This window comes from Lacinutrix undariae, assembly GCF_052934785.1.
In genome coordinates, this window is record NZ_CM128809.1 from 1,123,144 (window position 1) to 1,145,317 (window position 22,174).

General features: G+C 33.3%; 21 protein-coding genes. 10 read left to right on the plus strand and 11 right to left on the minus strand.

The window, feature by feature from the left end; genetic code table 11:
- Window positions 1-100: 100 nt before the first annotated feature.
- Entirely contained in the window at window positions 101-742 is a 642-nt protein-coding gene (locus tag ACU4C5_RS04970) for a 2OG-Fe(II) oxygenase (protein WP_446845949.1), read from the minus strand.
- A 113-nt stretch (window positions 743-855) separates the two neighbouring features.
- Between ACU4C5_RS04970 and ACU4C5_RS04975 the strand changes: the two genes are divergently transcribed.
- Together ACU4C5_RS04975 and ACU4C5_RS04980 are read left to right on the plus strand one after the other, a co-directional pair.
- Window positions 856-1,305 carry a 6-pyruvoyl trahydropterin synthase family protein gene (locus ACU4C5_RS04975; RefSeq protein WP_446845950.1) on the plus strand — a complete coding sequence of 150 codons (450 nt, stop codon included), beginning with the start codon at window positions 856-858 and terminating at the stop codon, window positions 1,303-1,305.
- A gap of 32 nt (window positions 1,306-1,337) precedes the next feature.
- Window positions 1,338-2,090 (plus strand): UDP-2,3-diacylglucosamine diphosphatase, encoded by a 753-nt coding sequence (locus tag ACU4C5_RS04980; RefSeq protein ID WP_446845951.1) that lies wholly within the window; start codon window positions 1,338-1,340, stop codon window positions 2,088-2,090.
- Between the two features lie 50 nt (window positions 2,091-2,140).
- Here ACU4C5_RS04980 and ACU4C5_RS04985 read toward each other — a convergent pair whose 3' ends face one another.
- The 5 genes from ACU4C5_RS04985 to rsmI form a co-directional block, all read right to left on the minus strand.
- Entirely contained in the window at window positions 2,141-3,418 is a 1,278-nt protein-coding gene (locus tag ACU4C5_RS04985; RefSeq protein ID WP_446845952.1) for an MFS transporter, read from the minus strand.
- 90 nt (window positions 3,419-3,508) lie between these two features.
- Entirely contained in the window at window positions 3,509-3,868 is a 360-nt protein-coding gene (locus ACU4C5_RS04990; protein WP_446845953.1) for a hypothetical protein, read from the minus strand.
- Window positions 3,869-3,964: 96 nt separating this feature from the next.
- Entirely contained in the window at window positions 3,965-5,659 is a 1,695-nt protein-coding gene (recJ, locus tag ACU4C5_RS04995; protein WP_446845954.1) for a single-stranded-DNA-specific exonuclease RecJ, read from the minus strand.
- A gap of 2 nt (window positions 5,660-5,661) precedes the next feature.
- On the minus strand, window positions 5,662-6,084 hold the full coding sequence (locus tag ACU4C5_RS05000; protein ID WP_446845955.1) for an OsmC family protein: 423 nt from the start codon (window positions 6,082-6,084) through the stop codon (window positions 5,662-5,664).
- Window positions 6,085-6,100: 16 nt separating this feature from the next.
- Window positions 6,101-6,769 (minus strand): 16S rRNA (cytidine(1402)-2'-O)-methyltransferase, encoded by a 669-nt coding sequence (rsmI, locus tag ACU4C5_RS05005; RefSeq protein ID WP_446845956.1) that lies wholly within the window; start codon window positions 6,767-6,769, stop codon window positions 6,101-6,103.
- A 143-nt stretch (window positions 6,770-6,912) separates the two neighbouring features.
- On the opposite strand from rsmI, the gene ACU4C5_RS05010 reads away from it, so the two are divergent.
- A complete protein-coding gene (locus ACU4C5_RS05010; protein ID WP_446845957.1) occupies window positions 6,913-10,248 on the plus strand; it encodes a DUF7933 domain-containing protein in 3,336 nt (1,111 codons plus the stop codon).
- Here ACU4C5_RS05010 and ACU4C5_RS05015 read toward each other — a convergent pair.
- Window positions 10,245-10,553, minus strand: a complete 309-nt coding sequence (locus ACU4C5_RS05015; protein WP_446845958.1) for a hypothetical protein — start codon at window positions 10,551-10,553, stop codon at window positions 10,245-10,247. The genes ACU4C5_RS05010 and ACU4C5_RS05015 overlap by 4 nt on opposite strands.
- Before the next feature lie 191 nt (window positions 10,554-10,744).
- The gene (locus ACU4C5_RS05020; RefSeq protein WP_446845959.1) at window positions 10,745-11,560 is read right to left on the minus strand and encodes a DUF8457 domain-containing protein; all 816 of its coding nucleotides are present in this window, start codon (window positions 11,558-11,560) and stop codon (window positions 10,745-10,747) included.
- Window positions 11,561-11,663: 103 nt separating this feature from the next.
- On the opposite strand from ACU4C5_RS05020, the gene ACU4C5_RS05025 reads away from it, so the two are divergent.
- The 7 genes from ACU4C5_RS05025 to ACU4C5_RS05055 all read left to right on the plus strand — a co-directional run bounded on the left by ACU4C5_RS05025 (window position 11,664) and on the right by ACU4C5_RS05055 (window position 19,344).
- A complete protein-coding gene (locus ACU4C5_RS05025; protein ID WP_446845960.1) occupies window positions 11,664-12,308 on the plus strand; it encodes a thymidine kinase in 645 nt (214 codons plus the stop codon).
- Window positions 12,301-13,410: an alanine racemase gene (gene alr, locus ACU4C5_RS05030; protein ID WP_446845961.1), complete on the plus strand. Its 1,110-nt coding sequence runs from the start codon at window positions 12,301-12,303 to the stop codon at window positions 13,408-13,410. Before ACU4C5_RS05025 ends, alr begins: the two co-directional genes overlap by 8 nt.
- Before the next feature lie 72 nt (window positions 13,411-13,482).
- Window positions 13,483-13,893 carry a large conductance mechanosensitive channel protein MscL gene (gene mscL / locus ACU4C5_RS05035; protein ID WP_446845962.1) on the plus strand — a complete coding sequence of 137 codons (411 nt, stop codon included), beginning with the start codon at window positions 13,483-13,485 and terminating at the stop codon, window positions 13,891-13,893.
- Window positions 13,894-14,029: 136 nt separating this feature from the next.
- On the plus strand, window positions 14,030-15,019 hold the full coding sequence (locus tag ACU4C5_RS05040) for an aspartate-semialdehyde dehydrogenase (RefSeq protein WP_446845963.1): 990 nt from the start codon (window positions 14,030-14,032) through the stop codon (window positions 15,017-15,019).
- 133 nt (window positions 15,020-15,152) lie between these two features.
- The gene (locus tag ACU4C5_RS05045; protein ID WP_446845964.1) at window positions 15,153-16,247 is read left to right on the plus strand and encodes a hypothetical protein; all 1,095 of its coding nucleotides are present in this window, start codon (window positions 15,153-15,155) and stop codon (window positions 16,245-16,247) included.
- 14 nt (window positions 16,248-16,261) lie between these two features.
- A complete protein-coding gene (locus tag ACU4C5_RS05050) occupies window positions 16,262-18,358 on the plus strand; it encodes an FG-GAP-like repeat-containing protein (protein WP_446845965.1) in 2,097 nt (698 codons plus the stop codon).
- A 71-nt stretch (window positions 18,359-18,429) separates the two neighbouring features.
- Window positions 18,430-19,344 (plus strand): ABC transporter ATP-binding protein, encoded by a 915-nt coding sequence (locus ACU4C5_RS05055; protein ID WP_446845966.1) that lies wholly within the window; start codon window positions 18,430-18,432, stop codon window positions 19,342-19,344.
- A gap of 7 nt (window positions 19,345-19,351) precedes the next feature.
- Here ACU4C5_RS05055 and ACU4C5_RS05060 read toward each other — a convergent pair whose 3' ends face one another.
- From ACU4C5_RS05060 to accC, 3 genes are all read right to left on the minus strand, one after another.
- A complete protein-coding gene (locus ACU4C5_RS05060) occupies window positions 19,352-19,801 on the minus strand; it encodes a 3-oxoacyl-ACP synthase (RefSeq protein WP_446845967.1) in 450 nt (149 codons plus the stop codon).
- Window positions 19,791-20,501 (minus strand): monofunctional biosynthetic peptidoglycan transglycosylase, encoded by a 711-nt coding sequence (mtgA, locus tag ACU4C5_RS05065; protein ID WP_446845968.1) that lies wholly within the window; start codon window positions 20,499-20,501, stop codon window positions 19,791-19,793. Before mtgA ends, ACU4C5_RS05060 begins: the two co-directional genes overlap by 11 nt.
- 273 nt (window positions 20,502-20,774) lie before the next feature.
- Window positions 20,775-22,127, minus strand: a complete 1,353-nt coding sequence (gene accC / locus ACU4C5_RS05070; protein WP_446845969.1) for an acetyl-CoA carboxylase biotin carboxylase subunit — start codon at window positions 22,125-22,127, stop codon at window positions 20,775-20,777.
- Window positions 22,128-22,174 lie beyond the last annotated feature (47 nt).

Consider the following 22,174-nt stretch of genomic DNA (forward strand, 5'->3'; position numbering starts at 1 on the left):
ATGGATGCAATGTCTTTTTTAAGCGGTAATGGGTTGTTTTTAATCCTAGGAGTTGTATTAGTAATCATTTACTTTTATAACAAGTATAAACGTCGCTAATTTAGCGTGTTTTTAACCAACCTGTAATACTCATTCGTCTTGTATTTACAGGTTTTACTTCGTGTTCTATAATTTGGCTTTCAAAAATAACAACACGACCAGGAAATGGGTAAATTACCTTCTCTGTTTCTACGCCATTTTCATTTAAATATAATACCAATTCGCCACCATTTTCGGGTTGCCAATCTTCTTCATTTAAATAACATACAAAAGACAATTTTCGTCTGTCATCATTTTGAAACGTATCAATATGACGTTTATAAAATGTCCCCTTTGGATATAAGGCATAATGAAACTCTTTAAACAGAATACCCAAAAAGCAAGTCCGATTTAAATAACCCACCAAATCGTTTATTTTATTAAAAAAAAGCTGTTCTCTTAGGTTTGCTTTGGTTTCATCCATCCATAAAATCACATCACCTCTAATCGTTTTTATAATGGTTTCATTAATACGATTTCCAATAGCAGCTTTCTTAAAAGCTTCGGCTTCATGCTTTGCTAATAACGATTCTCTAAGACGTTCCACTTCTTCTAAATTGAAAAAATGCTCAACAACACTGTACTTTTTAGTTGAAATATCGGTTATAATTTGTTCGTATAACGGATTTTCAACAAAATCAATCTCCTCAAAAAGGTTATTCATAGTAGGTTTAACAACATTTCAGTGCTTATAGCAAGCAAAAAAGTAAGCAAATGTAATCTAAAAAGCATTTGCTTTTACAAATTCAATATCTTTGCACCGAAATTAAATAACACATGAGCAAAATTCGTATTACAAAGCTATTCTCTTTTGAAACTGGTCACGCCCTTTATGGTTACGACGGAAAATGTAAAAACGTCCACGGACATAGTTACAAACTTTCAGTAACAGTAATTGGTTCGCCTATTAATGATCCAAATAATGCCAAACACGGGATGGTAATAGACTTTAGTGATCTTAAAAAGATTGTAAAAGAAGATATCGTTGATGTGTTTGATCATGCCACAGTATTTAACAAAAATACACCACATGTTGAACTTGCTAAAGAGTTACAAGACCGCGGTCACAATGTACTTTTGGTAGATTATCAACCTACAAGTGAAATGATGGTGATTGATTTTGCTCAAAAAATTAAAAGTCGTTTACCAGAAGGTATCGATTTGCATACCTTAAGACTTCAGGAAACTGATAGTTCTTATGCAGAATGGCATGCCTCAGAAAACTAATTTTTATACTTTTTAACTCTCACTTTTACATTATGAATATTCCTAAAGGAAAAAAAATATACTTTGCTAGCGATAATCATTTAGGCGCTCCAACCAAAGATGCTTCTTTTCCTCGTGAAAAAAAGTTTGTAGCTTGGTTAGACGAGGTGAAACAAGACGCAGCAGCTATTTTTTTACTTGGAGATTTATTCGATTTTTGGTTTGAATACAAAACGGTGGTTCCAAAAGGTTTTACAAGAACATTAGGAAAATTAGCCGAAATTAGTGACTCCGGAATTCCGATTTACTTTTTTGCAGGAAATCATGATTTATGGATGGATGGTTATTTTGAAGACGAATTAAATATTCCTGTGTACCATAAGCCTAAAGAATTCACGTTTAATGATACCAAATTTTTTATTGGTCATGGAGATGGTTTAGGACCTAATGATAAAGGTTATAAACGTATGAAAAAAGTATTTACAAACCCTGTTTTTAAATGGGCTTTTAGATGGTTACACCCAGATATTGGACTTAAAATTGCGCAATATTTATCGGTTAAAAACAAATTAATTTCTGGTGATGATGACTCCAAATTTTTAGGAGAAGATAACGAGTGGTTGGTACAATATGCTAAACGCAAATTAGAAGATCAACACAGAGATTATTTTGTGTTTGGACACCGCCATTTACCTATGGAAATTCAACTTAATGAAAATTCAAAATATGTAAATTTAGGCGATTGGATTCACTATTACACTTATGGTGTTTTTGATGGTGAAAATATGGAACTGAAGACCTATTAATTTTTATTTCGGAAGATAATAAATCTCTCAACTACGCATGAGAGCACAAATTAATCTTCATTTTCATGAGCTTCTAAGTCTTTTGTTAAGTCTAGTTTTCTAAACGAAGGCGATACTATTCCGGTAGTTAACGCTGTAATTAACGTCATTGATCCACCAAAAACTACAGCACTTGCTGCTCCCATTATTTTAGCGGTTACACCACTTTCAAAAGCACCCAACTCATTAGAAGATCCTACAAACATTGAGTTTACCGAAGCCACACGACCACGCATATTATCGGGTGTTTTTATTTGTAAAATAGTTTGTCTTATTACCATTGAAACGCCATCTGTAACGCCACTAAAAAATAAGGCGACTACCGAAATCCAAAATATAGATGACAATCCGAAAGCAATAATACAGATTCCAAAACCAAATACAGCTCCTAATAATTTTAGACCTGCATTTTTACTAATAGGAATATACGCTGTAATTAGCATCGTTAAAAATGCACCTACGGCAGGAGCAGCTCTTAACACACCAAAACCTTCTGATCCAACTTTTAAAATATCTTGAGCAAATACGGGTAATAATGCAATTGCACCACCAAATAATACCGCAATCATATCTAAAGTTAAGGCACCTAAAACAGCTTTGTTTTTAAATACAAAACTTAAACCCTCGGCAAGACTATGCAATATAGGTTCGCCTATTTTAGGGTTTAAAATTGGTTTTTTCTTAATTTGGTTTACCATTAATAGCGCGAATACTACCATCCCAAACACAAAGCATAATGCCCAATGTACGCCTATAAAACTAATTAAAAATCCCGCGGTTGCTGGACCAAGTACTGATGCTATTTGCCATGTAGAACTACTCCAGGTTGCGGCATTTGGATATATTTTCTTAGGAACAATTAATGCGATTAAAGAAAAAATTGTTGGTCCGAAAAAAGAGCGTAAAAATCCTCCAAAAAATACGAGTGCATAAATACAGTATAGCACTTTTGTTGTTCCCCAACCATCAATAATTCTTGGCCAAGTCAATAAAAACAAACCAAAACTAATTAATGAAAAAGCCGATATACAAATTGCTAATAAATTACGTTTCTCACGCTGATCCACAATATGTCCTGCAAATAACGCCATGGTTAATGCGGGAATAATTTCCATTAAACCAATAATTCCTAATGATAATGGATCTTTTGTGATACTATAAACTTGCCATTCTATGATAATAAATTGCATAGACCAACCAAAAACAAGCGCAAAACGCAATATTAAAAACATATTGAATTCTTTAATTCGCAATGCTGCGTAGGGATCTTTTTTATTCGCCTTTTTCATAATAAATAACGCAATTCTATTTTGTAAATAAAATTTTACTTTGCAAAAATACAATTAGAAAATGTGCTAATAAAGACTTTAACTTTTAAATTAGTTTTTACAAACGTTCATTAAATAATCATCTAAATCTAACTGAAAAAGTGTGCCTTTTATTAAGTCTTCAACCAAAATTAATTCTTCGGCATTTAAGGCAATATCAATTTTACTACTAGGTGTTTTTATTAAAATATTGCGTGTATCACAATCAGTTTTACAGCAAGAACAAGGTTCACTTTCTTGAGAATCACAAATACAATTGTAAAATTGTTGCACTTCTTTATGGGTTAAATAGAAGCCCATATCTCTAAATACAATTTGAACTTTATTACGTTTTTGTTTTGATACAGGTTGTAGCCATTTAAAGGCAATACCAAATTTATTATGATAGATTTTATGGATGTCGTTAGTCATACTTGCCTATTTTTAATACACAAATATAAGTTTATTTAGAACAAATCTAAATAAAGAATTAAAATTTTAACAGTTAATAAAAAAACTGGAAGAAATTTAAGGTTTGATATCTCTTAATTTAAACTGTAAACTCACATTTCCTTTCCAATTGTTTTCATCAACAGAATACACAGCACTAAACGGTTTTTTACCTGAAATTACATTTAATTTATCCCCTAAACCAAAACCTATACATACAAATTGTTTAGCGTGTGGTGGTTGTTTTACGGTAATCCGCAAATGTTTATCATCTTCACCAACACATTTTCCATAACCGGTATCTATTAAATCTTCAGTCATAAAAACGGGTGTCATATTTTGAGGTCCAAAAGGTGCAAATTGTTTAATAATTCGCCATAATTTATCGTCAATATCGGATAAATTAAGACAAGCATCTACTCGAATTTCGGGAGTTAAAAGCGCTTTATCAATGGTTTTTTCAACGACAGTTTCAAAAGCTTGTTTAAAAGCCTCGTAATTTTCGGGTTTTAAAGTTAATCCCGCAGCATATTTATGTCCTCCAAATTGTTCAATATGTTCGCTGCATGCTTCCAAGGCATTGTAAACATCAAAACCTGTAACTGAACGTGCAGAAGCTGCTAATTTATCTCCACTTTTAGTAAAAACCAATGTGGGTCTGTAATAAGTTTCAATTAATCGAGAAGCCACAATACCAATAACACCTTTATGCCAAGTGTCTTTATAAACCACGGTTGTAAAACGTTCTTTCTCTTTATTATCTTCTATTTGCTGTAAAGCTTCTATGGTAATTTCTTGGTCTGCTTCTCGCCTATCGGAATTATATAATTCAATTTCTGAAGCATATATTTCTGCTTGTTCCGGATTGGTTTCGGTTAATAAAGTGACCGCATGATTACCGTGTTTCATTCTACCTGCCGCATTAATTCTTGGTGCGACGGTAAAAACAACATCGGTAATTGTTTGTACTTCTCTATTTAGTTGATTGATTATGGCTTTAATGCCTGGTCTTGGACTATTTCTTATCACTTGTAACCCAAAAAAGGCAAGACATCTATTTTCGCCTGTAATTGGAACAATATCTGCACCAATTGCCGTGGCTACCAAATCTAGATATGGTATTAAATCTTCAATAGTTTTACCTTGTCTAGACGCTAAAGCTTGAATAAGTTTAAACCCAACACCGCAGCCGCATAATTCTTTATAAGGATATAAACAATCGTCACGTTTTGGATCTAAAACCGCCACAGAATCTGGGATATTTGTTCCTGGTCTGTGGTGATCGCAAATTATAAAATCGACACCTTTTTCTTTAGCATAAGCGACTTTATCAATAGCTTTTACACCACAATCTAAAGCAATAATAAGAGAAATATCGTTGTCATCGGCAAAATCAATTCCCATGTAAGACACGCCATAACCCTCGGCATATCTATCGGGAATATAGGTGACAACATTGTCGGTAAGTGTTCTTAAATAGGTGCTCATTAATGACACAGATGTTGTACCATCTACATCATAATCACCAAAAACCATAATATTTTCGTTATTCACCAAAGCTTCCTCAATACGTGCTACCGCAAGATCCATATCTTTCATTAAAAGCGGATCGTGTAAATCGTTAAGAGTTGGCCTAAAAAACGTTTTAGCAGCTTCAAAAGTATCAATCCCACGTTGTAACAAGAGTGTTGCTACATTAGCATCTACTTGCAATGCAGATTGAAGTTCTGCTAGTTTTTTGGCATCTGGTTTTGGCTTAAGCGTCCAACGCATAATTATTTTTTATGAAAGTGAATAGAGGTATTTATTTTAGCAAATTTTCGGAACATTTCCATAACTCCACAATATTTATCAATAGATAAATTAACTGCTTTTGTTATTTTTTGTTCTTCTAAATTTTCACCATAAAAATGGTATTCTACAGAAACTGTATGATAGTATTTTGGATGTTCATCGGTTAATTCACCATAAGTATCCATTTTAAAATCGGCTACTTCAACTTTCATTTTATCTAAAATAGACACAACGTCTAATCCTGAACATCCAGCTAATGATGATAACATCATTGCTTTTGGAGACAAACCAGAGCTATGACCTCCATTTTCTGGACTGGTATCCATAAGTACGGTTTTTCCACTTGGGTTATCCGACTCAAATTGCATATTTCCTTTCCAGTGAGTGCTTACTTTATTTGTCATATCTATATTATTTATCTTATTTTTTTCCTGCAACAACAATTACTATTTCACCTTTTGGTGGTTTGTTTGTATAGTGTGTTAACACTTCTTTTGCTGTTCCTCTTATGGTTTCTTCGTACAATTTAGTTAATTCTCTTGAGACTGACAATTGACGGTCTTCCCCAAAATATTCACAAAAATGAGTTAATGTTTTGATGAGTTTATGTGGGCTTTCGTAAAAAATAACCGTTCGCGTTTCTTCGGCAAGTAATAATAAGCGTGTTTGTCTTCCTTTTTTCACCGGTAAAAAACCTTCAAAAACAAATTTATCATTTGGGAGTCCGCTATTTACTAAAGCAGGAACAAAAGCTGTAGCTCCAGGTAAACAATCAACTTCAATACCGTGTTCTACACACGCTCTTGTGAGTAAAAATCCAGGGTCTGAAATTGCAGGCGTTCCAGCATCACTAATTAGTGCGATGGTTAAGCCGCTTTTTAACTTCTGTATTAAGCCTTCAACAGTGCGATGTTCATTATGCATATGATGCGATTGCGATGGTGTGCTAATTTCAAAATGTTTTAATAATTTTCCTGAAGTTCGCGTGTCTTCTGCTAAGATTAAATCGGCTTCTTTTAAAACTTCAACAGCTCTAAAGGTCATATCTTTTAAATTCCCAATAGGTGTTGGAACGATGTATAATTTCATTACAATATGTTTTACAATTCAAAGTTACAATCTTTTCACTATCTTAACACCTCGTTTATAATAATTGCTATCAATAAATAAACTTAACTATGTTTAAAAGACTACTACTCTCTACTCTTTTTTGTTGCTTTTTTATAAAAACCTTGGCTCAAACCACTGATTTAGCGGTTGTAATTGAAGCTCAAACTACAAATAATGTTGCCGTTTCTCAGGTAGAAATTTATCAAGAATTTCAATATATACTAACACTTATAAACTCTGGAAATACTGTAGAAAACACAACGTTTTCAATAGATTTAAACAACGAAATTAGCGTTGAAAGCTACACGTCACAAAATGCTATAGGAGGAGCTAGTGAAGCAACAAACTTTAATTTAGATCAAAATAACATTATAACAGGTAGCGTAGCAAATTTACCCAACAACTCTAGCGTTGCTGTAAAAATACTGGTTTTAGCTCCAATCAATACCGGAGGTATAGCAGCTTCGGCTATTGTTACTGCACCTAGTGACATTGAAGATACTAATATATCTAATAATCAATCCATTATCTCAATAAATGTTATTGATGTTCCTATTGATTTTTCGGTGACTTATGCACAAACATCACCAGCTTTAGGTACTGCAATTAGTGCTTGGGGTGATACAGCAACTTATCAAGTAACTATTACCAATAATAGCAGTATTGCGTATCCTTTAAATGGCTTTGAAGGTATTGCGAGTTTATCATCACCTTTAGCTTATGGAATAGCGGTTATACAATTACAGTCTGTAACTTGTATTGAAAGTACTAATGGTACTACCTGCCCTGATGTTTCCGTACTCAATGGCAATCCTGTTGTTGTAAGCTCAAGTGGTACTATCTTTTCATTTGGAACAGCCCACACCTTTACCGCAGGAGGCAGTGTTACTTTTAATATTACCTACACTTATTTACAACCTGGTTGCGCTTTAGAACAAGAACAAATAGTGGTGGATACGCGTGTAGATATTATGTTGGGTCATACCAATCAATCTTCAAATAGTTCTAATTCAGTTGAAACTCTTTTGTTTACCGCAGAATTATGCGATACTACTGATATTTGTATTGATACCGTACAAACCTTTCCTAGTATTGGAACGCTTGTAGATTGGGGTGAAGAAGTAACTTTTGAAACTACGGTTTGTAATAATGGGCCTTTGGAAGCGCCAATTCTTTTCTTTCTTCAAAATTTATCTACAACGGTAGAATGGAATATTATTAGCGTAAACTGCATAGACACCTCTGGAACGGCTTCATGTGATGACTTTACAATCACAAATCAAGATATACTTTGGTCAACCAGCTCTTTTACAATGCCAGTTGGAGCAACAATTACCATTGAAACTGTTGTGGTCTTTTTAGAACCCGAATGTTCTACAAGTCCTCAAAATACAATTGCGCACATACGAAGTGGAACAAATGTTTTAGATAGCCAGATTTTTGACATCAATATAATAAATAATGCACAAAGTGACTATGTGACATTACCTGCAACCTCACTGTGTCCATCATCAGATTTACAAGTTACCAAAACACAAATTAACCCTCTTACTCCAGAAGGCACTTCACCTGATAATACTACCGAATGGGGTCCAATAACTTATGAGATTACTGTTAGCAATCAAAGTGATATAGATACTTTTTTAGTCCTGTCAGACTATATAACTTTAGGTAATGCCATACCTGTAACAGGAACTTTAACAGAAGTATCTTGTGTGGCAACAACAGGAACTGCACAATGTTTTGAAATCAATAATACTGCTATAGGTATTCCGCTTGACGGAGAACTAGAAAATGGAGATTATGATATATTTTGGGAAATTAAAGCCGAAGAAAATTGGACATTACCAGCTCAAAGTTCTGTGACTTTTCAAGCGACAGTAAATTGGGATACAGAATGTTCAAATGCACCTATTCCTGTAATTAACAATGTTATTGTATCACATGCTGACGATGCAATTATTGACACTAATAATGGTAACAATTCAGATCAGGTGACCTCATATTTAGCCGCTTGTATTGATTTAATTGTACAAACTTTTCCTGAATTCACGCAAGTTACCGTCAATGATAATTTTGATTGGATAGTAGATATTAGTAATAGTGAAACAAGTTCAAACGCTATAAATATTTATTTTGAAGACACTTTGGATAGTGCTTTTACAATTTCAGGAACGCCAACATGTACAGTAACTACAGCAACTGCAACTTGTGTAACTACTTTTACCGTTTCTGGAAATACCGTAAGTGGTACTATTCCAAATATAGATGCAGGAGCTACAATACAGCTAAGAATTCCTGTAACAGCACCTAGTTATGGTGGTGCTTTTAGTAATACTGCTGAAGCAATTCCGGATATTACAAACAATAAAGAATTAACGCCAGAAACCAATATTTCAATTAGTAATATGCAGGTGATTGCACCCTCATTATTTAAAGCCTTTTCTCCGGAAACGATTTTTGAAAACCAAGAAAGCATTCTAACTTTTACGGTTTATAACTTGGCTACATATCCTATTCAATCGGATATTTCATTTACAGATAATCTTCCAAACGGCGTGTTTATTGTGGGAACCGCCTACTGGAATGAAGCCAACGGATGTACTGCTGTTTTTACGTCAACTATAGGTGAAAATGCAATAGCAATTACCGAATTAAATTTCCCTGAAGGTGTAGCTAGTTGTACATTTTCTATTCCTGTTACCTCAAGTACCACTGGAATATACACTAATAACACCTCAAATTTTGATAATCAAAATAATATAGATACCTCACAAACTTTTGCGCAACTTAACGTTATTGAAGACACCACAAATGTTGACATTTCAATACAAAAACAAGTCACACCTACCGAAGCTGCAATTGGAGATCAGGTAGTTTTTAATATCACTGCAACACATTTAGGAACCACATTAGCAACAGGAATTAGCATTAGAGATTTACTTCCAGAAGGTTTTAATTTTGTGAGTGCCTCTACCACTTTAGGTGATTTTGATATGACTACTCTTGAATGGTCTTTAGAGGAATTATCTCCAACTCAAACAGAAACATTAAGTATTGTTGCCACAGTATTATCTTCGGATAATTTAATGAATACAGCACAACTAGAACATGTAAATGAAATAGACAGAGATGACAATAATAACATGGATACTGCTGAAGTTGTAGTGAATAATTGCTTAGAGATTCCGGAAGGATTTTCTCCAAATGACGATGGCATTAATGATTATTTTGTGATTCCGTGTATTGAAGATTACACAGGAAATACGATAAAAATATATAACCGCTTAGGAACACTTATTTACCAAAGTGATAATTACCTGAATGATTGGGATGGTAAACCCAATAAAGGTTTTCCAAAAAATAATACATTATTACCTGTTGGAACGTATTATTATGTTGTAACCCTACCTAATAATGCGCAAACAAAAGTAGGTTGGGTATACTTAAATTATTAAAAAATTAATGACGAATAAGCTTTAAAGAAAGCATCATCTAAACTTAAGTTTTTTAGTGCTTTTGAAAAATAATTGATAATAAACTGTCTTTCATTACTTGTTGGTGAAAGGCAATCTTTATTTTTATCATTAAAAACAATTACTGAGGTATAATATTCTGTTGGTGTTTCAATACCGCTAGCTGCGATAGAATATGTTCTACTATCGTCTTCTTTAAAAAACGAAATATTTTCCCATACTAAAACAGGATGTCTTTCATTAGCGTTAACAACCACTTTATCCCATTTACCAAATTTATCAAACATGATTTTTTGGCTATGCCTTGCAGATTTTATATTATAAAATCTCAACTCATTAACAGAAATTGTGCTATCTCCAATAGAACTTACAACTGTTTCAATAGAATAATTTGATTTTTCAGAAGTTTGTACCTTAGTACTTTTACAACTAACATCACTACTAAAACAGTTATTTTTCTCATAAATTATATTATAAATTAATCAAATTTACTCTCAATAATTTCCATAAAACGAGTTTCGTAATCTTCTTTTCCAAGCCATTGGTTATAATCTGGTTTTACGATATTCTGAATTAAATGACTAGCTTCATCAAAAGAATCGGCAGTAATCACTTGAGATAAAACACGCTCATAATCTTCGTGTTCTCCACCAAATAAGTGTTTAATAAAAGCAATTTTATCATTAAGACCAATAGAAATCCCTCCACGTTTTAATTTATCATTAAGTGATGTTTTAGCATTAATACGTGCATTTGCTTCTGCTATAGGTTCAAAAATAGGTGTCTCTTCAAAACCTGCAGTAATATCTTGTAAATCTTCTTTTACGGGTGCAACTTTTGGAGTTACTGCGTCAAATAATGTATCTACAGGTGTAGGCTCTTGTGTTTTTTTAATTATTTTCTCTACCTTTTCCTCTACTGGTTTTGGAGCTTCTGTAATTACAGGATTTTCTTCTTCAGGCATTTCTGCAACAAGATTTCTAATTTTATCCATTACAGGTTCCATAATACCATCATCTTCCTTCTCATCCATATTAACATACACACGATCTTCAACTTCTATATTATCACTTACCTTATTATTAAAAGCAACATCTAGCATATCAAAAAAAGAAGAATCGCCTCCAATAGTTGGCATGTTACCTTCAAAATTATCATGAGCAAACTTTAGCAGTGTTAGTTTTTCATATAACACGCGCACTTCCTCATGCATTTTTAAAACATCATCACGTCCTTTTAACTTAAGAAGCCTGTGAGCAATACTCATTAATTCAGATTCCAATTTCTTCTTCATAACTTTTAAAATTTAATCTAATTTATGCTTTTGATTTTTAGTAAATTTACGCCACCTTTATAAAAAACAAAGGCAAACTTTGTTTTAGTGTTAAAATTACAAAATGTTTCTCGAAAATACAGTAAATCATAAAGAACAATTTGGATGGATTGAAGTTATTTGCGGCTCCATGTTCTCGGGTAAAACCGAAGAATTAATTCGCAGACTTAAACGTGCCCAATTTGCAAAACAGAAAGTTGAAATCTTTAAACCGTCAATAGATATTCGTTACGATGAAGATAACGTAGTCTCTCATGACGATAATCAAATAAGATCAACGCCAGTACCAGCCGCAGCTAATATTCCCATTTTAGCCGACGGGTGCGAGGTTGTAGGTATTGATGAAGCTCAATTTTTTGATGACGAAATTGTACGTGTATGCAACGACCTAGCCAACAAAGGTATTCGTGTTATTGTAGCAGGTTTAGATATGGATTTTAAAGGTAATCCTTTTGGACCAATGCCTAATCTTATGGCTACTGCCGAATACGTTACTAAAGTACATGCTATTTGTACCCGTACAGGGAATTTAGCACAATATAGTTACCGTAAAGCAGCGAGTAATGATATTGTTTTACTTGGAGAAGTTAATGAATATGAACCCTTAAGTAGAGCCGCATATTATAAAGCTATGCAATTTGATAAAATGAAAAAACTTAATGTAAACACTCCTATAGAAATTCCTTTTAATTCAGAAAAAGATGCCTAAGGTTACAGAAACTGTCCTTGAAGTGAACTTAAATGCACTAAAGAACAATTATACTTATTTAAAATCTAAAATAAGTAACAACACATTATTTATGGCGGTAGTGAAAGCTTATGCCTACGGAAGTGACGCTAATGAAGTGGCTAATTACTTACAAGAATTAAATGTAGATTATTTTGCCGTTGCTTACACAAGCGAAGGAGTTGCACTTAGAGACGCAGGAATTACAAAACCTATTTTGGTATTACACCCAGTAGCTACAGCTTTTGAGACTATTATTGAACGCTGCTTAGAACCTAGTTTATATAACACTAAAGTTTTAAATCAATTTATTGCAGTTGCCCAAGCTAAAAACCAAAATAATTACCCTATTCACTTAAAATTTAATACTGGCTTAAATAGATTAGGTTTTACCAAAACCGATATCTCAAATATTAGTCAAACCTTAACATCACAAATAGCAGTAAAAACAAAATCAATATTTTCTCACATGGCAGCAAGTGAAGATTTTGATGAAAAAGAATTTACCCTACAGCAAATAGCAACCTTTAATACTATAGCAAAAAGTTTTAGTACTGCTATTGGCTACCAACCTTTATTACATATGTGTAATACGTCTGGAATATTAAATTATCCTGAAGCACATTATAATATGGTAAGAAGTGGTATTGGATTATATGGTTTTGGAAATTCAGAAAAAAAAGACAAAAACTTCACACCTATAGCAAGTTTAAAATCTATAATCTCCCAAATTCATTATATAAAAGCAGGAGAATCTATTGGGTATAACAGAGGTTTTATTACAACTACAGATATAAAAACAGCCACAATTCCAATAGGTCATGCTGATGGAATTAGTCGTCAATACGGAAACGGAAACGGCTTTGTAACCATAAATAATAAGACTGCTCCAATAATAGGAAACGTGTGTATGGATATGATTATGGTAAATATTACCGATATTTCATGTAACGAAGGTGACGAAGTAATTATTTTCGGAAAAACGCCTACAGCTAATCAGTTTGCACACGGTGCAAACACCATTTCATACGAAATACTTACAGCTATTTCACAACGTGTAAAACGCATCATTTCAAAAGAATAACATTAACAGTCTTTAACATTTAACTTTTTTAACTAATATTGTAAGCTAGTAACTAACTTTATATAATTAATTATGTTAAAAGAATTTAAGAAATTTATTATGACAGGTAATGTCATAGATTTAGCTGTTGCAGTATTATTAGCAGGAGCAATGGGATTAGTAGTGAGTGGTTTTGTAAAAGACATCATGATGCCATTTATTGGTCATTTTGCAGGAGGATTAGACTTCGCACAAATGAAAGTTGTATTAGACGAAGCTATTATTGCCGCCGATGGAACTGTAACTAAGCCAGAAAACGCTGTAATGTACGGTAGATGGATTAATGCAATCATCAACTTAATCATTGTTGGTTTTGTATTATTTATGATTGTAAAAGCCTACAACAAAACAAAAACACCTCCAGCTCCAGCGGCTCCAGCTGCACCAGCAGGACCATCTGATAACGATTTATTAAAAGAAATTAGAGACGCGTTAAAAAAATAACACCTTGTTAATAATTTAACAATCTAATATTTCTTGTTAAAAAGCCCTTGTTTATCAAAAAACAAGGGCTTTTTTTAATTCTACAAAAAAATTAATAATTAGTTTTGTCTTATAAATATTTTAAAATTTAAGTAAGATGAAAGTAGCTGTAGTTGGTGCCACTGGTATGGTTGGAGAAGTAATGCTAAAAGTTCTTAGCGAACGTAATTTTCCATTAACAGAACTTATTCCTGTTGCCTCAGAACGCTCTGTAGGAAAAATCATTTCTTTTAAAGGAAAAGATTACACTGTAGTTAGCTTAACCGATGCTATTGCTATGCAACCAGATGTTGCTTTATTTTCGGCAGGTGGAGAAACTTCATTAGAATGGGCACCTAAATTTGCAGAAGTAGGAACAACAGTTATTGATAATTCTTCGGCATGGAGAATGGATCAGTCTAAAAAATTAATTGTTCCAGAAATTAATGCTAACACACTTACTAAAGACGATAAAATAATAGCAAATCCTAACTGTTCAACCATACAAATGGTATTAACATTAGCGCCACTTCACGAAAAATACAAGATAAAACGTGTGGTAGTTTCTACCTATCAATCTGTTTCTGGAACCGGTGTAAAAGCTGTAAAACAACTAGAAAATGAAATGGCCGGTATTAAAGGAGAAATGGCATATCCATACCAAATACACCGAAATGCCATACCACATTGTGATGTTTTTGAAGATAATGGATACACTAAAGAAGAAATGAAACTGGTTAGAGAAACACAAAAAATACTTAACGATAATACCATTGCAGTAACCGCAACTGCTGTAAGAATTCCAACTTCTGGAGGTCATAGTGAATCTGTAAATGTAGAATTTGAGAATGATTTTGATTTAAGTGATGTAAGAACAATTCTACATAACACTGACGGAATAGTACTACAAGATAATACTGATGTTAACACCTATCCAATGGCTATTCATGCACACGGAAAAGATGATGTATTTGTAGGAAGAATAAGAAGAGACGCATCACAACCTAACACTCTAAACTTGTGGATTGTAGCAGATAACTTACGTAAAGGAGCTGCAACAAATACTGTACAAATTGCCGAATATTTACTAAAACAAAACTTAATCTAAAGAAAACGAGACCTTATTCATCCTTATTTTTTAACTTGAATATTAAATAAACAGTAAAACCGTGTATTTCAACTAATTAATTACAATACTATTTAGTTAACTCTTATATTAGTTAACCAAATTTCACTGTAATATGTTAAAAAAATACGCTACTTATAGTTATGTCCTCTTTTTTTTAATTGTCTGTTTTTCTTGTAAAAATGATGACGATTACACTAATGTGGAACAAAGTCAAGTATCGCCTGTTGTTTTTAATATTGATAATGTTCCTTACTCCACCTTATCAGAATACAATTTTTTCAAGGAGGATATTGCCTCATTAGATCCTGTTTTTGGAGTATTACCTTACGATTTAATAACCCCTCTTTTTTCTGATTATGCAAAAAAGAAACGTTTTATATGGATGCCTCAAAACAAAAGTGCTAATTATGTAAATGATTATGCACCGTTAGACTTTCCGATAGGCACAATTCTTATTAAAAATTTTTATTTTGAAAACATCCTTCCCGATGCCTCTACAAAAATATTAGAAACTCGATTAATGATTCTTAAATCTGATGGTTGGATTTTTGCTAATTATAAGTGGAACGATAATCAAACTGAAGCTAATTTTGACCTTAATGGAAGTTTTAAAGCCTTTAGTTTTATAGAAAACGGAATCACAAAAAACTTAAATTATCGTATCCCTTCAAGTTCAGAATGCAATACCTGCCATAAATCTATTAATGAAACTCCAATTCCTATTGGCCCCAAACCACAAAATCTAAACAGACCATACACTTATGATTCGGGTAATGAAAACCAGTTACAAAAGTGGAAAACAATGGGGTATTTATCAAACACAACACCTACAAACATAGAAAGCCTTGTAGATTGGAGTGATACAAATCAACTATTAGAAATTAGAGTACGATCATATCTTGATGTAAATTGTGCACACTGCCATTCAGATAATAGACATTGCGATTATCGCCCAATAAGATTTGCCTTTAACGAATCTGACGACATTACTAATCTTGGTGTTTGTGTTCCTCCCAACACCGTAATTGATCCTGCATTAACATTTATTGTAACCCCAGGAAACTACGAACGCTCAGTATTACACACCAGAATTAGCTCAACCGAAGAAAACCTAAGAATGCCTTTATTAAGCAGAACTCTAAAACACACAGAAGGTGTCGTACTTATTGAACAATGGATCAATACGTTAAACCCTAACTGTAATTAAAAAAATCTGTTATTATGAAAAAATCTTTACTATTAATTCTAATACTTTTTGCAGCTCATCAAATGAATGCTCAAAGTTACAATTTATGCAGTGATGCAGTAAATTCAACCTCTGTTACTGCAGGAACTTACACCGTTTCAGCAATAGATGGTACATTACCATTATCCTATTGTATTAGCGATGGATCGAGTACAGAATATGCCGAATGGATAAAATATGAACCTACGAGTAATTATAATGTTACTGTAAGTTCTGACTTGGCAATAAATGCAGACGGAGACACACGTCTTCATATTTTTAAAGGAACATGTACTAATTTAATTTGTATTACTGGTGATGATGATTCTGGAGAATATACAGGCACAAATACAAGTTCTTATCTGTCTGTAGCAAATTTTAATGTTGAAGTAGGAAACACCTATTACATCGTTTGGGATAATAAATGGAGTAGCAACGCTTTTAGTTGGGAACTTACAGAAGCACCATATATTATACCACCACCAATTGATTTCACATTAACATCTCCAGCAGTTGGCGGTACCTACAATAGAGGTTTTGTAGATATTAATGGTGATTATTTAGATGATTTAGTAAATATTGAACAAAGTGCTATCAAATTAAAACTTCAAAATACAAGTGGTACTTTTGATGCCGTAACAAAAGTAACCACAGCTGCCAATTTTCTTCCATCTTGGAGTTTATCTGTAGGTGATTACAATGCAGATGGTTATGCCGATTTAGTATATGGAGCAACAAGCGGGGTTACTTTTATGACATCTAGCTATTCTGGTACTGGTGGATATACCGACGTATCTTATGTGGAAACCTCAGGAACTGAAAGTGTATTTTCGCAACGTTCAAACTTTGTAGATATTAATAATGATGGTCATTTAGATCTATTTATGTGTCATGATACTGCAAAAAGTATTTCGTATATGAACGATGGAAACAATACCTTAACATTTACCAATACCAATGGACTTGGGAGCCATGTGGATGGTGGAAATTACGCGTCGATTTGGATAGATTATGATAATGATGGTGATATTGATATGTTTATGGCAAAATGTGGAGGATCTGTACAACGCAGAACCAATCAACTTTACAGAAATGATGGCAATGGTGTTTATACTGAAGTAGGGACATTTGCAGGTTTAGACGATCCAATGCAAACCTGGTCTGCCGCATGGGGAGATTATGATAATGATGGTGATATGGATGCTTATGTTGGAGGAAGTGTTAATGAATTTGCTGTTGGAGGTACACACACACCTGATCCTGAAAATTTCCATAAACTAATGAGAAACAATGGAGACGGTACATTTACAAATGTTATTGAACAATATATTGTAGAAAATGCAAATTACGGAATAGAAAGTATTGCTGTAGATTTTGATAACGATGGAAATTTAGATGTCTTCACTAACGGATCTATACTATACGGAAACGGAGATCTTACTTTCAACCTATTCTCCGGACCTTCTGCAGGAGCTATTGGAGATGGAAATAACGATGGTTATATGGATGTGTATAATGGAAGTGGAAATCTTTACACTAATAATGCTAGCTCAGGAAACAATTGGATAAAAATTGTAACTGTAGGGGGAGCAAGTAACGGATACAGTAATATTAACGGTATAGGTGCGCGTGTGGAAATTAATACAGCTTCTGGTAAACAAATAAGAGATGTACAGAGTGGTACAGGTTTCAGGTATATGAGTACCTTAAATACTCATTTCGGGATTGGTACAGATACCAATATTAATTATATAAAAATAACTTGGCCATCAGGTATTATAGATCAAATAAACAGTCCAAATATTAATAATACATTGATTGTAAATGAAGGTGGAAACACATTAAGTATTGAAGATACACTTAGTGAAAACTTAATTATGTACCCTAATCCAACACAAGATCTTTTAAATATTAGTGCTATAGATAATTTAACAAATGCAGTGTATACTGTTTTTGATATCACAGGAAGACGTATTACCACAGGAAAACTAAATAATACAACCATTAATGTGTCGCAACTAAGTGCTGGAAACTACATTTTAAGAATCTCTGCTGGAGCCACAATAAAAACTCAAAAGTTTATAAAATATTAAATTTTAATAGTTATCTGATTTTTAAAAATCGCTTAAGACATTAAGCGATTTTTTTATGTTATTTTTGCAGTATGCTTCAAGTAAAAAACATCACATTTAAGTACCATAAAACAGCCGTTGTAGATGCTATATCTTTTAACGTCGCTGATGGCGAACATCTTTCTATTATTGGAGAAAGTGGCTCTGGAAAAAGTACTATCCTAAAATTAATATACGGTGAACACGATTTAAACGAAGGAGAAATCTTTTGGAACGACAACCAAATATTAGGTCCTGAATTCAATCTTGTTGTAGGCTATGATTTTATGAAACATGTAGCTCAAGGATTTGATTTAATGCCTTTTATAACTGTTGAAGAAAATATAGGCAAACACCTTTCTAATTTTTTTCCTGAAGAGAAGAAAGCACGTATTGCAGAACTTTTAGATGTTGTTGAACTTACCGATTTTGCTAAAGTAAAAGTAAAAACACTTAGTGGCGGACAAAAACAACGTGTGGCATTAGCTAGAGCGATTGCTAACGAGCCCGAAATATTATTACTAGATGAGCCTTTTAGTCATATTGATAATTTTAACAAGCAAAGTTTACGTCGTAACCTCTTTAAATATTTAAAACTAAAAAATATCACCTGTATTGTTGCCACTCATGACAAGGAAGACGTACTTGGTTTTTCTGATAGAATGATGGTTTTAAACAATCATAAAATAGCAGTTCACGATACTACTCAAGCCCTTTACAAAGACCCTAAAACACCTTTAATCGCCTCATTTTTTGATGAATTTAATATGATTAATAGTAAGATTGTATATGCGCATCAATTACAAGTAGTTGAAAAATCAAATATAAAAGCAGTAGTGACTCAAAGTTATTTTAAAGGAAATCATTATTTAATTGAAGCCACAATAAATGGTAGTAATATTCTTTTTTATCATCCTACTTTTATAGAAATCAATACCGGGGTACATCTCGCTATAACTACTCTATAATACGATTTTAAAGTATAGCTATAATTTTAAATTCAGTAGCTCTAAAACAAATAATATCTCCGCAAGTTTTACCTATAAGTAATTGACCAATAGGTGTACTTGGTGAAATAGCATAAAAAGAGTCACTATTTAATTTTAATATGCCAGCACTAATAGCAATGTAATAATTAGCTTCAGTGGTATATACAATGCTTCCAAGACCAACAACTTTTGATGTTTTGGTAGTATCAATTTTAGATAAAGCTTCCTTTACTTTTACAATTTCAGATAGTTGATTTCCTGCCTTTTCGCGCTCTAATTGCAACATAGCACGACCAGTTTCATGTTTATCACCTGCGCTACTTTTAGTTTCGCTAGTTAGTGATTCCTGTATTTCGCTCATGGTATGCTGTACGGTAATAAGACGTTGTTCAATAAAATTGAAACACTGTTGATATAGTTCTTGTTTAATTTTCAATGTGTGGTGCTTGCTCTAAGTTAAAATTAAGTTGTCCCATATATCGCATTTGTTTTACAATCCATATTTTACGCGATTGGATGTATTTTGATGCAGGATTTGCTTTGTATGATCTTGGGTTGGGTAAAATTGATGCAATTGCTGCACACTCATATTCGCTAAGTTTTGAGGCTGGTTTATGAAACCAATATTGTGCCGCAGCTTCAATACCATAAATACCGTTTCCCATTTCAATACTGTTTAAATATACTTCTATAATACGTTCTTTTCCCCAAATAATTTCAATTAAAAACGTAAAATAGGTTTCTAATCCTTTTCGTAACCAACTACGCTCGGGCCATAAAAATACATTTTTTGCAGTTTGCTGACTTATGGTACTTCCGCCTTTTATACGTTTACCTTTTTTATTGTTTTGATAGGCTTTTTCAATGGCTTTAAAATCGAATCCGTTATGGTTTAAAAAACTTTGATCTTCGCTACAAACTACAGCTAATTGTGCATTTTTTGAAATTTCGTTTATTGCCACCCAATCATGTTTTAAAATTATGTCTTTATCTTTTTTATGCATCTCTACGCTACGCAATACCATAAGTGGAGTTAATGGTACCGGAATCCATTTATACAGAAACACAAGTGCTATAGATAACACAAATAGCCATAGAATGATTTTGAAAATGAATTTAAAAAAGCGTTTTATCATATTGAGAAATCCCTATAAATTGGGATTGGTAAAATTATGCTTTTAATTTGAAAATACGCAGTCTGTGTTAAGGATAGTAGCGGCATCCTTTTTTTATATTGAATTAACACATATTTAAAAAATACAGAATGTTTTTTTTATTTAAGAAAGTAGCTAGACACCTATAGAATATTAAAAAAGATATAGCGAATAGCCTGACTTTTGCTTTTTTGGTGAGCAAAAATAACACCATAAAAAAACTCCGAAATTTTATTTTCGGAGTCTTAAGTATTTTTAGTCTTCAGCAGGCGCTTCCATTACGAAATCTTCCATGAATTTAGTGGTATAATTACCAGCTAAATAATCTGGGTGATCCATAAGCTGTCTGTGAAAAGGGATAGTTGTTTTAATACCTTCAATTACAAATTCATCTAAGGCGCGTTTCATTTTATTGATCGCTTCTTCTCTTGTTTGCGCTGTTGTAATCAACTTTGCAATCATTGAATCGTAGTTTGGCGGAATACTATATCCTGCATAAACGTGAGTATCTAAACGTACACCGTGTCCTCCTGGAGCATGTAATGTTGTAATTTTTCCTGGAGAAGGACGGAAATCGTTATACGGGTCTTCGGCATTAATACGACATTCAATTGAGTGTAGGTTTGGGGTGTAGTTTTTACCAGAAATTGGCACACCTGCCGCTACTAAAATTTGTTCGCGTATTAAATCGAAATCGATAACTTGTTCTGTAATTGGGTGTTCTACTTGGATACGAGTATTCATTTCCATGAAGTAGAAGTTACGGTGTTTGTCTACTAAGAATTCTACGGTTCCGGCCCCTTCATACTTGATGAATTCGGCTGCATTTACTGCTGCGGTTCCCATTTTTTCTCTTAGTTCATCGGTCATATAAGGAGAAGGAACTTCTTCTGTTAATTTTTGATGACGACGTTGTATTGAGCAATCTCTTTCTGATAAGTGACATGCTTTTCCACGAGAATCTCCAACCACTTGAATTTCAATATGTCTTGGCTCTTCAATGAGTTTTTCCATATACATATCGTCATTTCCAAAGGCAGCTTTAGATTCGTATCGTGCAGAATCCCAAGCATCTTTAAGATCTTCTGGTTTCCATACGGCACGCATTCCTTTACCACCACCACCAGCAGTAGCTTTAAGCATTACTGGGTATCCGGTTTCAAGTGCTACTTTTATGCAGTCTTCAAAATCTTTTATGATACCTTCGCTTCCTGGTACACAAGGTACTCCGGCAGCTTTCATGGTTTCTTTTGCTGAAGCTTTGTCTCCCATTCGGTTAATCATTTCTGCTGAAGCACCAATAAATTTGATGTTATGTTCTTCACAGATTTTAGAAAACTTAGCGTTTTCTGATAAGAAACCGTATCCTGGGTGTATAGCATCTGCGTTAGTAATTTCGGCAGCTGCTATAATATTAGACATTTTAAGGTATGATTCGCTACTTGGAGCAGGACCAATACAAACCGCTTCGTCTGCAAATTTAACGTGCAAACTATCGGCATCAGCTGTAGAATATACAGCTACAGTTTTAATGCCCATTTCTTTACAGGTTCTAATAACACGTAATGCTATTTCCCCTCTATTGGCAATTAATATTTTTTTAAACATAACTTTTTAAATTAAAAATTACAAATTCCAATCACCAGATTCCAAAT

Excerpts from the sequence above, each read along its gene's own strand:
- ACU4C5_RS04980 (WP_446845951.1), top strand. The coding sequence starts at position 1,338 with ATGAATATTCCTAAAGGAAAAAAAATATACTTTGCTAGCGATAATCAT.
- ACU4C5_RS05015 (WP_446845958.1), bottom strand. The coding sequence starts at position 10,553 with ATGTTTGATAAATTTGGTAAATGGGATAAAGTGGTTGTTAACGCTAAT.
- ACU4C5_RS04975 (WP_446845950.1), top strand. The coding sequence starts at position 856 with ATGAGCAAAATTCGTATTACAAAGCTATTCTCTTTTGAAACTGGTCAC.
- alr (WP_446845961.1), top strand. The coding sequence starts at position 12,301 with ATGCCTAAGGTTACAGAAACTGTCCTTGAAGTGAACTTAAATGCACTA.
- mtgA (WP_446845968.1), bottom strand. The coding sequence starts at position 20,501 with ATGATAAAACGCTTTTTTAAATTCATTTTCAAAATCATTCTATGGCTA.
- ACU4C5_RS05025 (WP_446845960.1), top strand. The coding sequence starts at position 11,664 with ATGTTTCTCGAAAATACAGTAAATCATAAAGAACAATTTGGATGGATT.
- mscL (WP_446845962.1), top strand. The coding sequence starts at position 13,483 with ATGTTAAAAGAATTTAAGAAATTTATTATGACAGGTAATGTCATAGAT.
- recJ (WP_446845954.1), bottom strand. The coding sequence starts at position 5,659 with ATGCGTTGGACGCTTAAGCCAAAACCAGATGCCAAAAAACTAGCAGAA.
- ACU4C5_RS05050 (WP_446845965.1), top strand. The coding sequence starts at position 16,262 with ATGAAAAAATCTTTACTATTAATTCTAATACTTTTTGCAGCTCATCAA.
- ACU4C5_RS05000 (WP_446845955.1), bottom strand. The coding sequence starts at position 6,084 with ATGACAAATAAAGTAAGCACTCACTGGAAAGGAAATATGCAATTTGAG.
- ACU4C5_RS05055 (WP_446845966.1), top strand. The coding sequence starts at position 18,430 with ATGCTTCAAGTAAAAAACATCACATTTAAGTACCATAAAACAGCCGTT.
- ACU4C5_RS05040 (WP_446845963.1), top strand. The coding sequence starts at position 14,030 with ATGAAAGTAGCTGTAGTTGGTGCCACTGGTATGGTTGGAGAAGTAATG.
- ACU4C5_RS04990 (WP_446845953.1), bottom strand. The coding sequence starts at position 3,868 with ATGACTAACGACATCCATAAAATCTATCATAATAAATTTGGTATTGCC.
- accC (WP_446845969.1), bottom strand. The coding sequence starts at position 22,127 with ATGTTTAAAAAAATATTAATTGCCAATAGAGGGGAAATAGCATTACGT.
- ACU4C5_RS05045 (WP_446845964.1), top strand. The coding sequence starts at position 15,153 with ATGTTAAAAAAATACGCTACTTATAGTTATGTCCTCTTTTTTTTAATT.
- ACU4C5_RS04985 (WP_446845952.1), bottom strand. The coding sequence starts at position 3,418 with ATGAAAAAGGCGAATAAAAAAGATCCCTACGCAGCATTGCGAATTAAA.
- ACU4C5_RS04970 (WP_446845949.1), bottom strand. The coding sequence starts at position 742 with ATGAATAACCTTTTTGAGGAGATTGATTTTGTTGAAAATCCGTTATAC.
- rsmI (WP_446845956.1), bottom strand. The coding sequence starts at position 6,769 with ATGAAATTATACATCGTTCCAACACCTATTGGGAATTTAAAAGATATG.
- ACU4C5_RS05020 (WP_446845959.1), bottom strand. The coding sequence starts at position 11,560 with ATGAAGAAGAAATTGGAATCTGAATTAATGAGTATTGCTCACAGGCTT.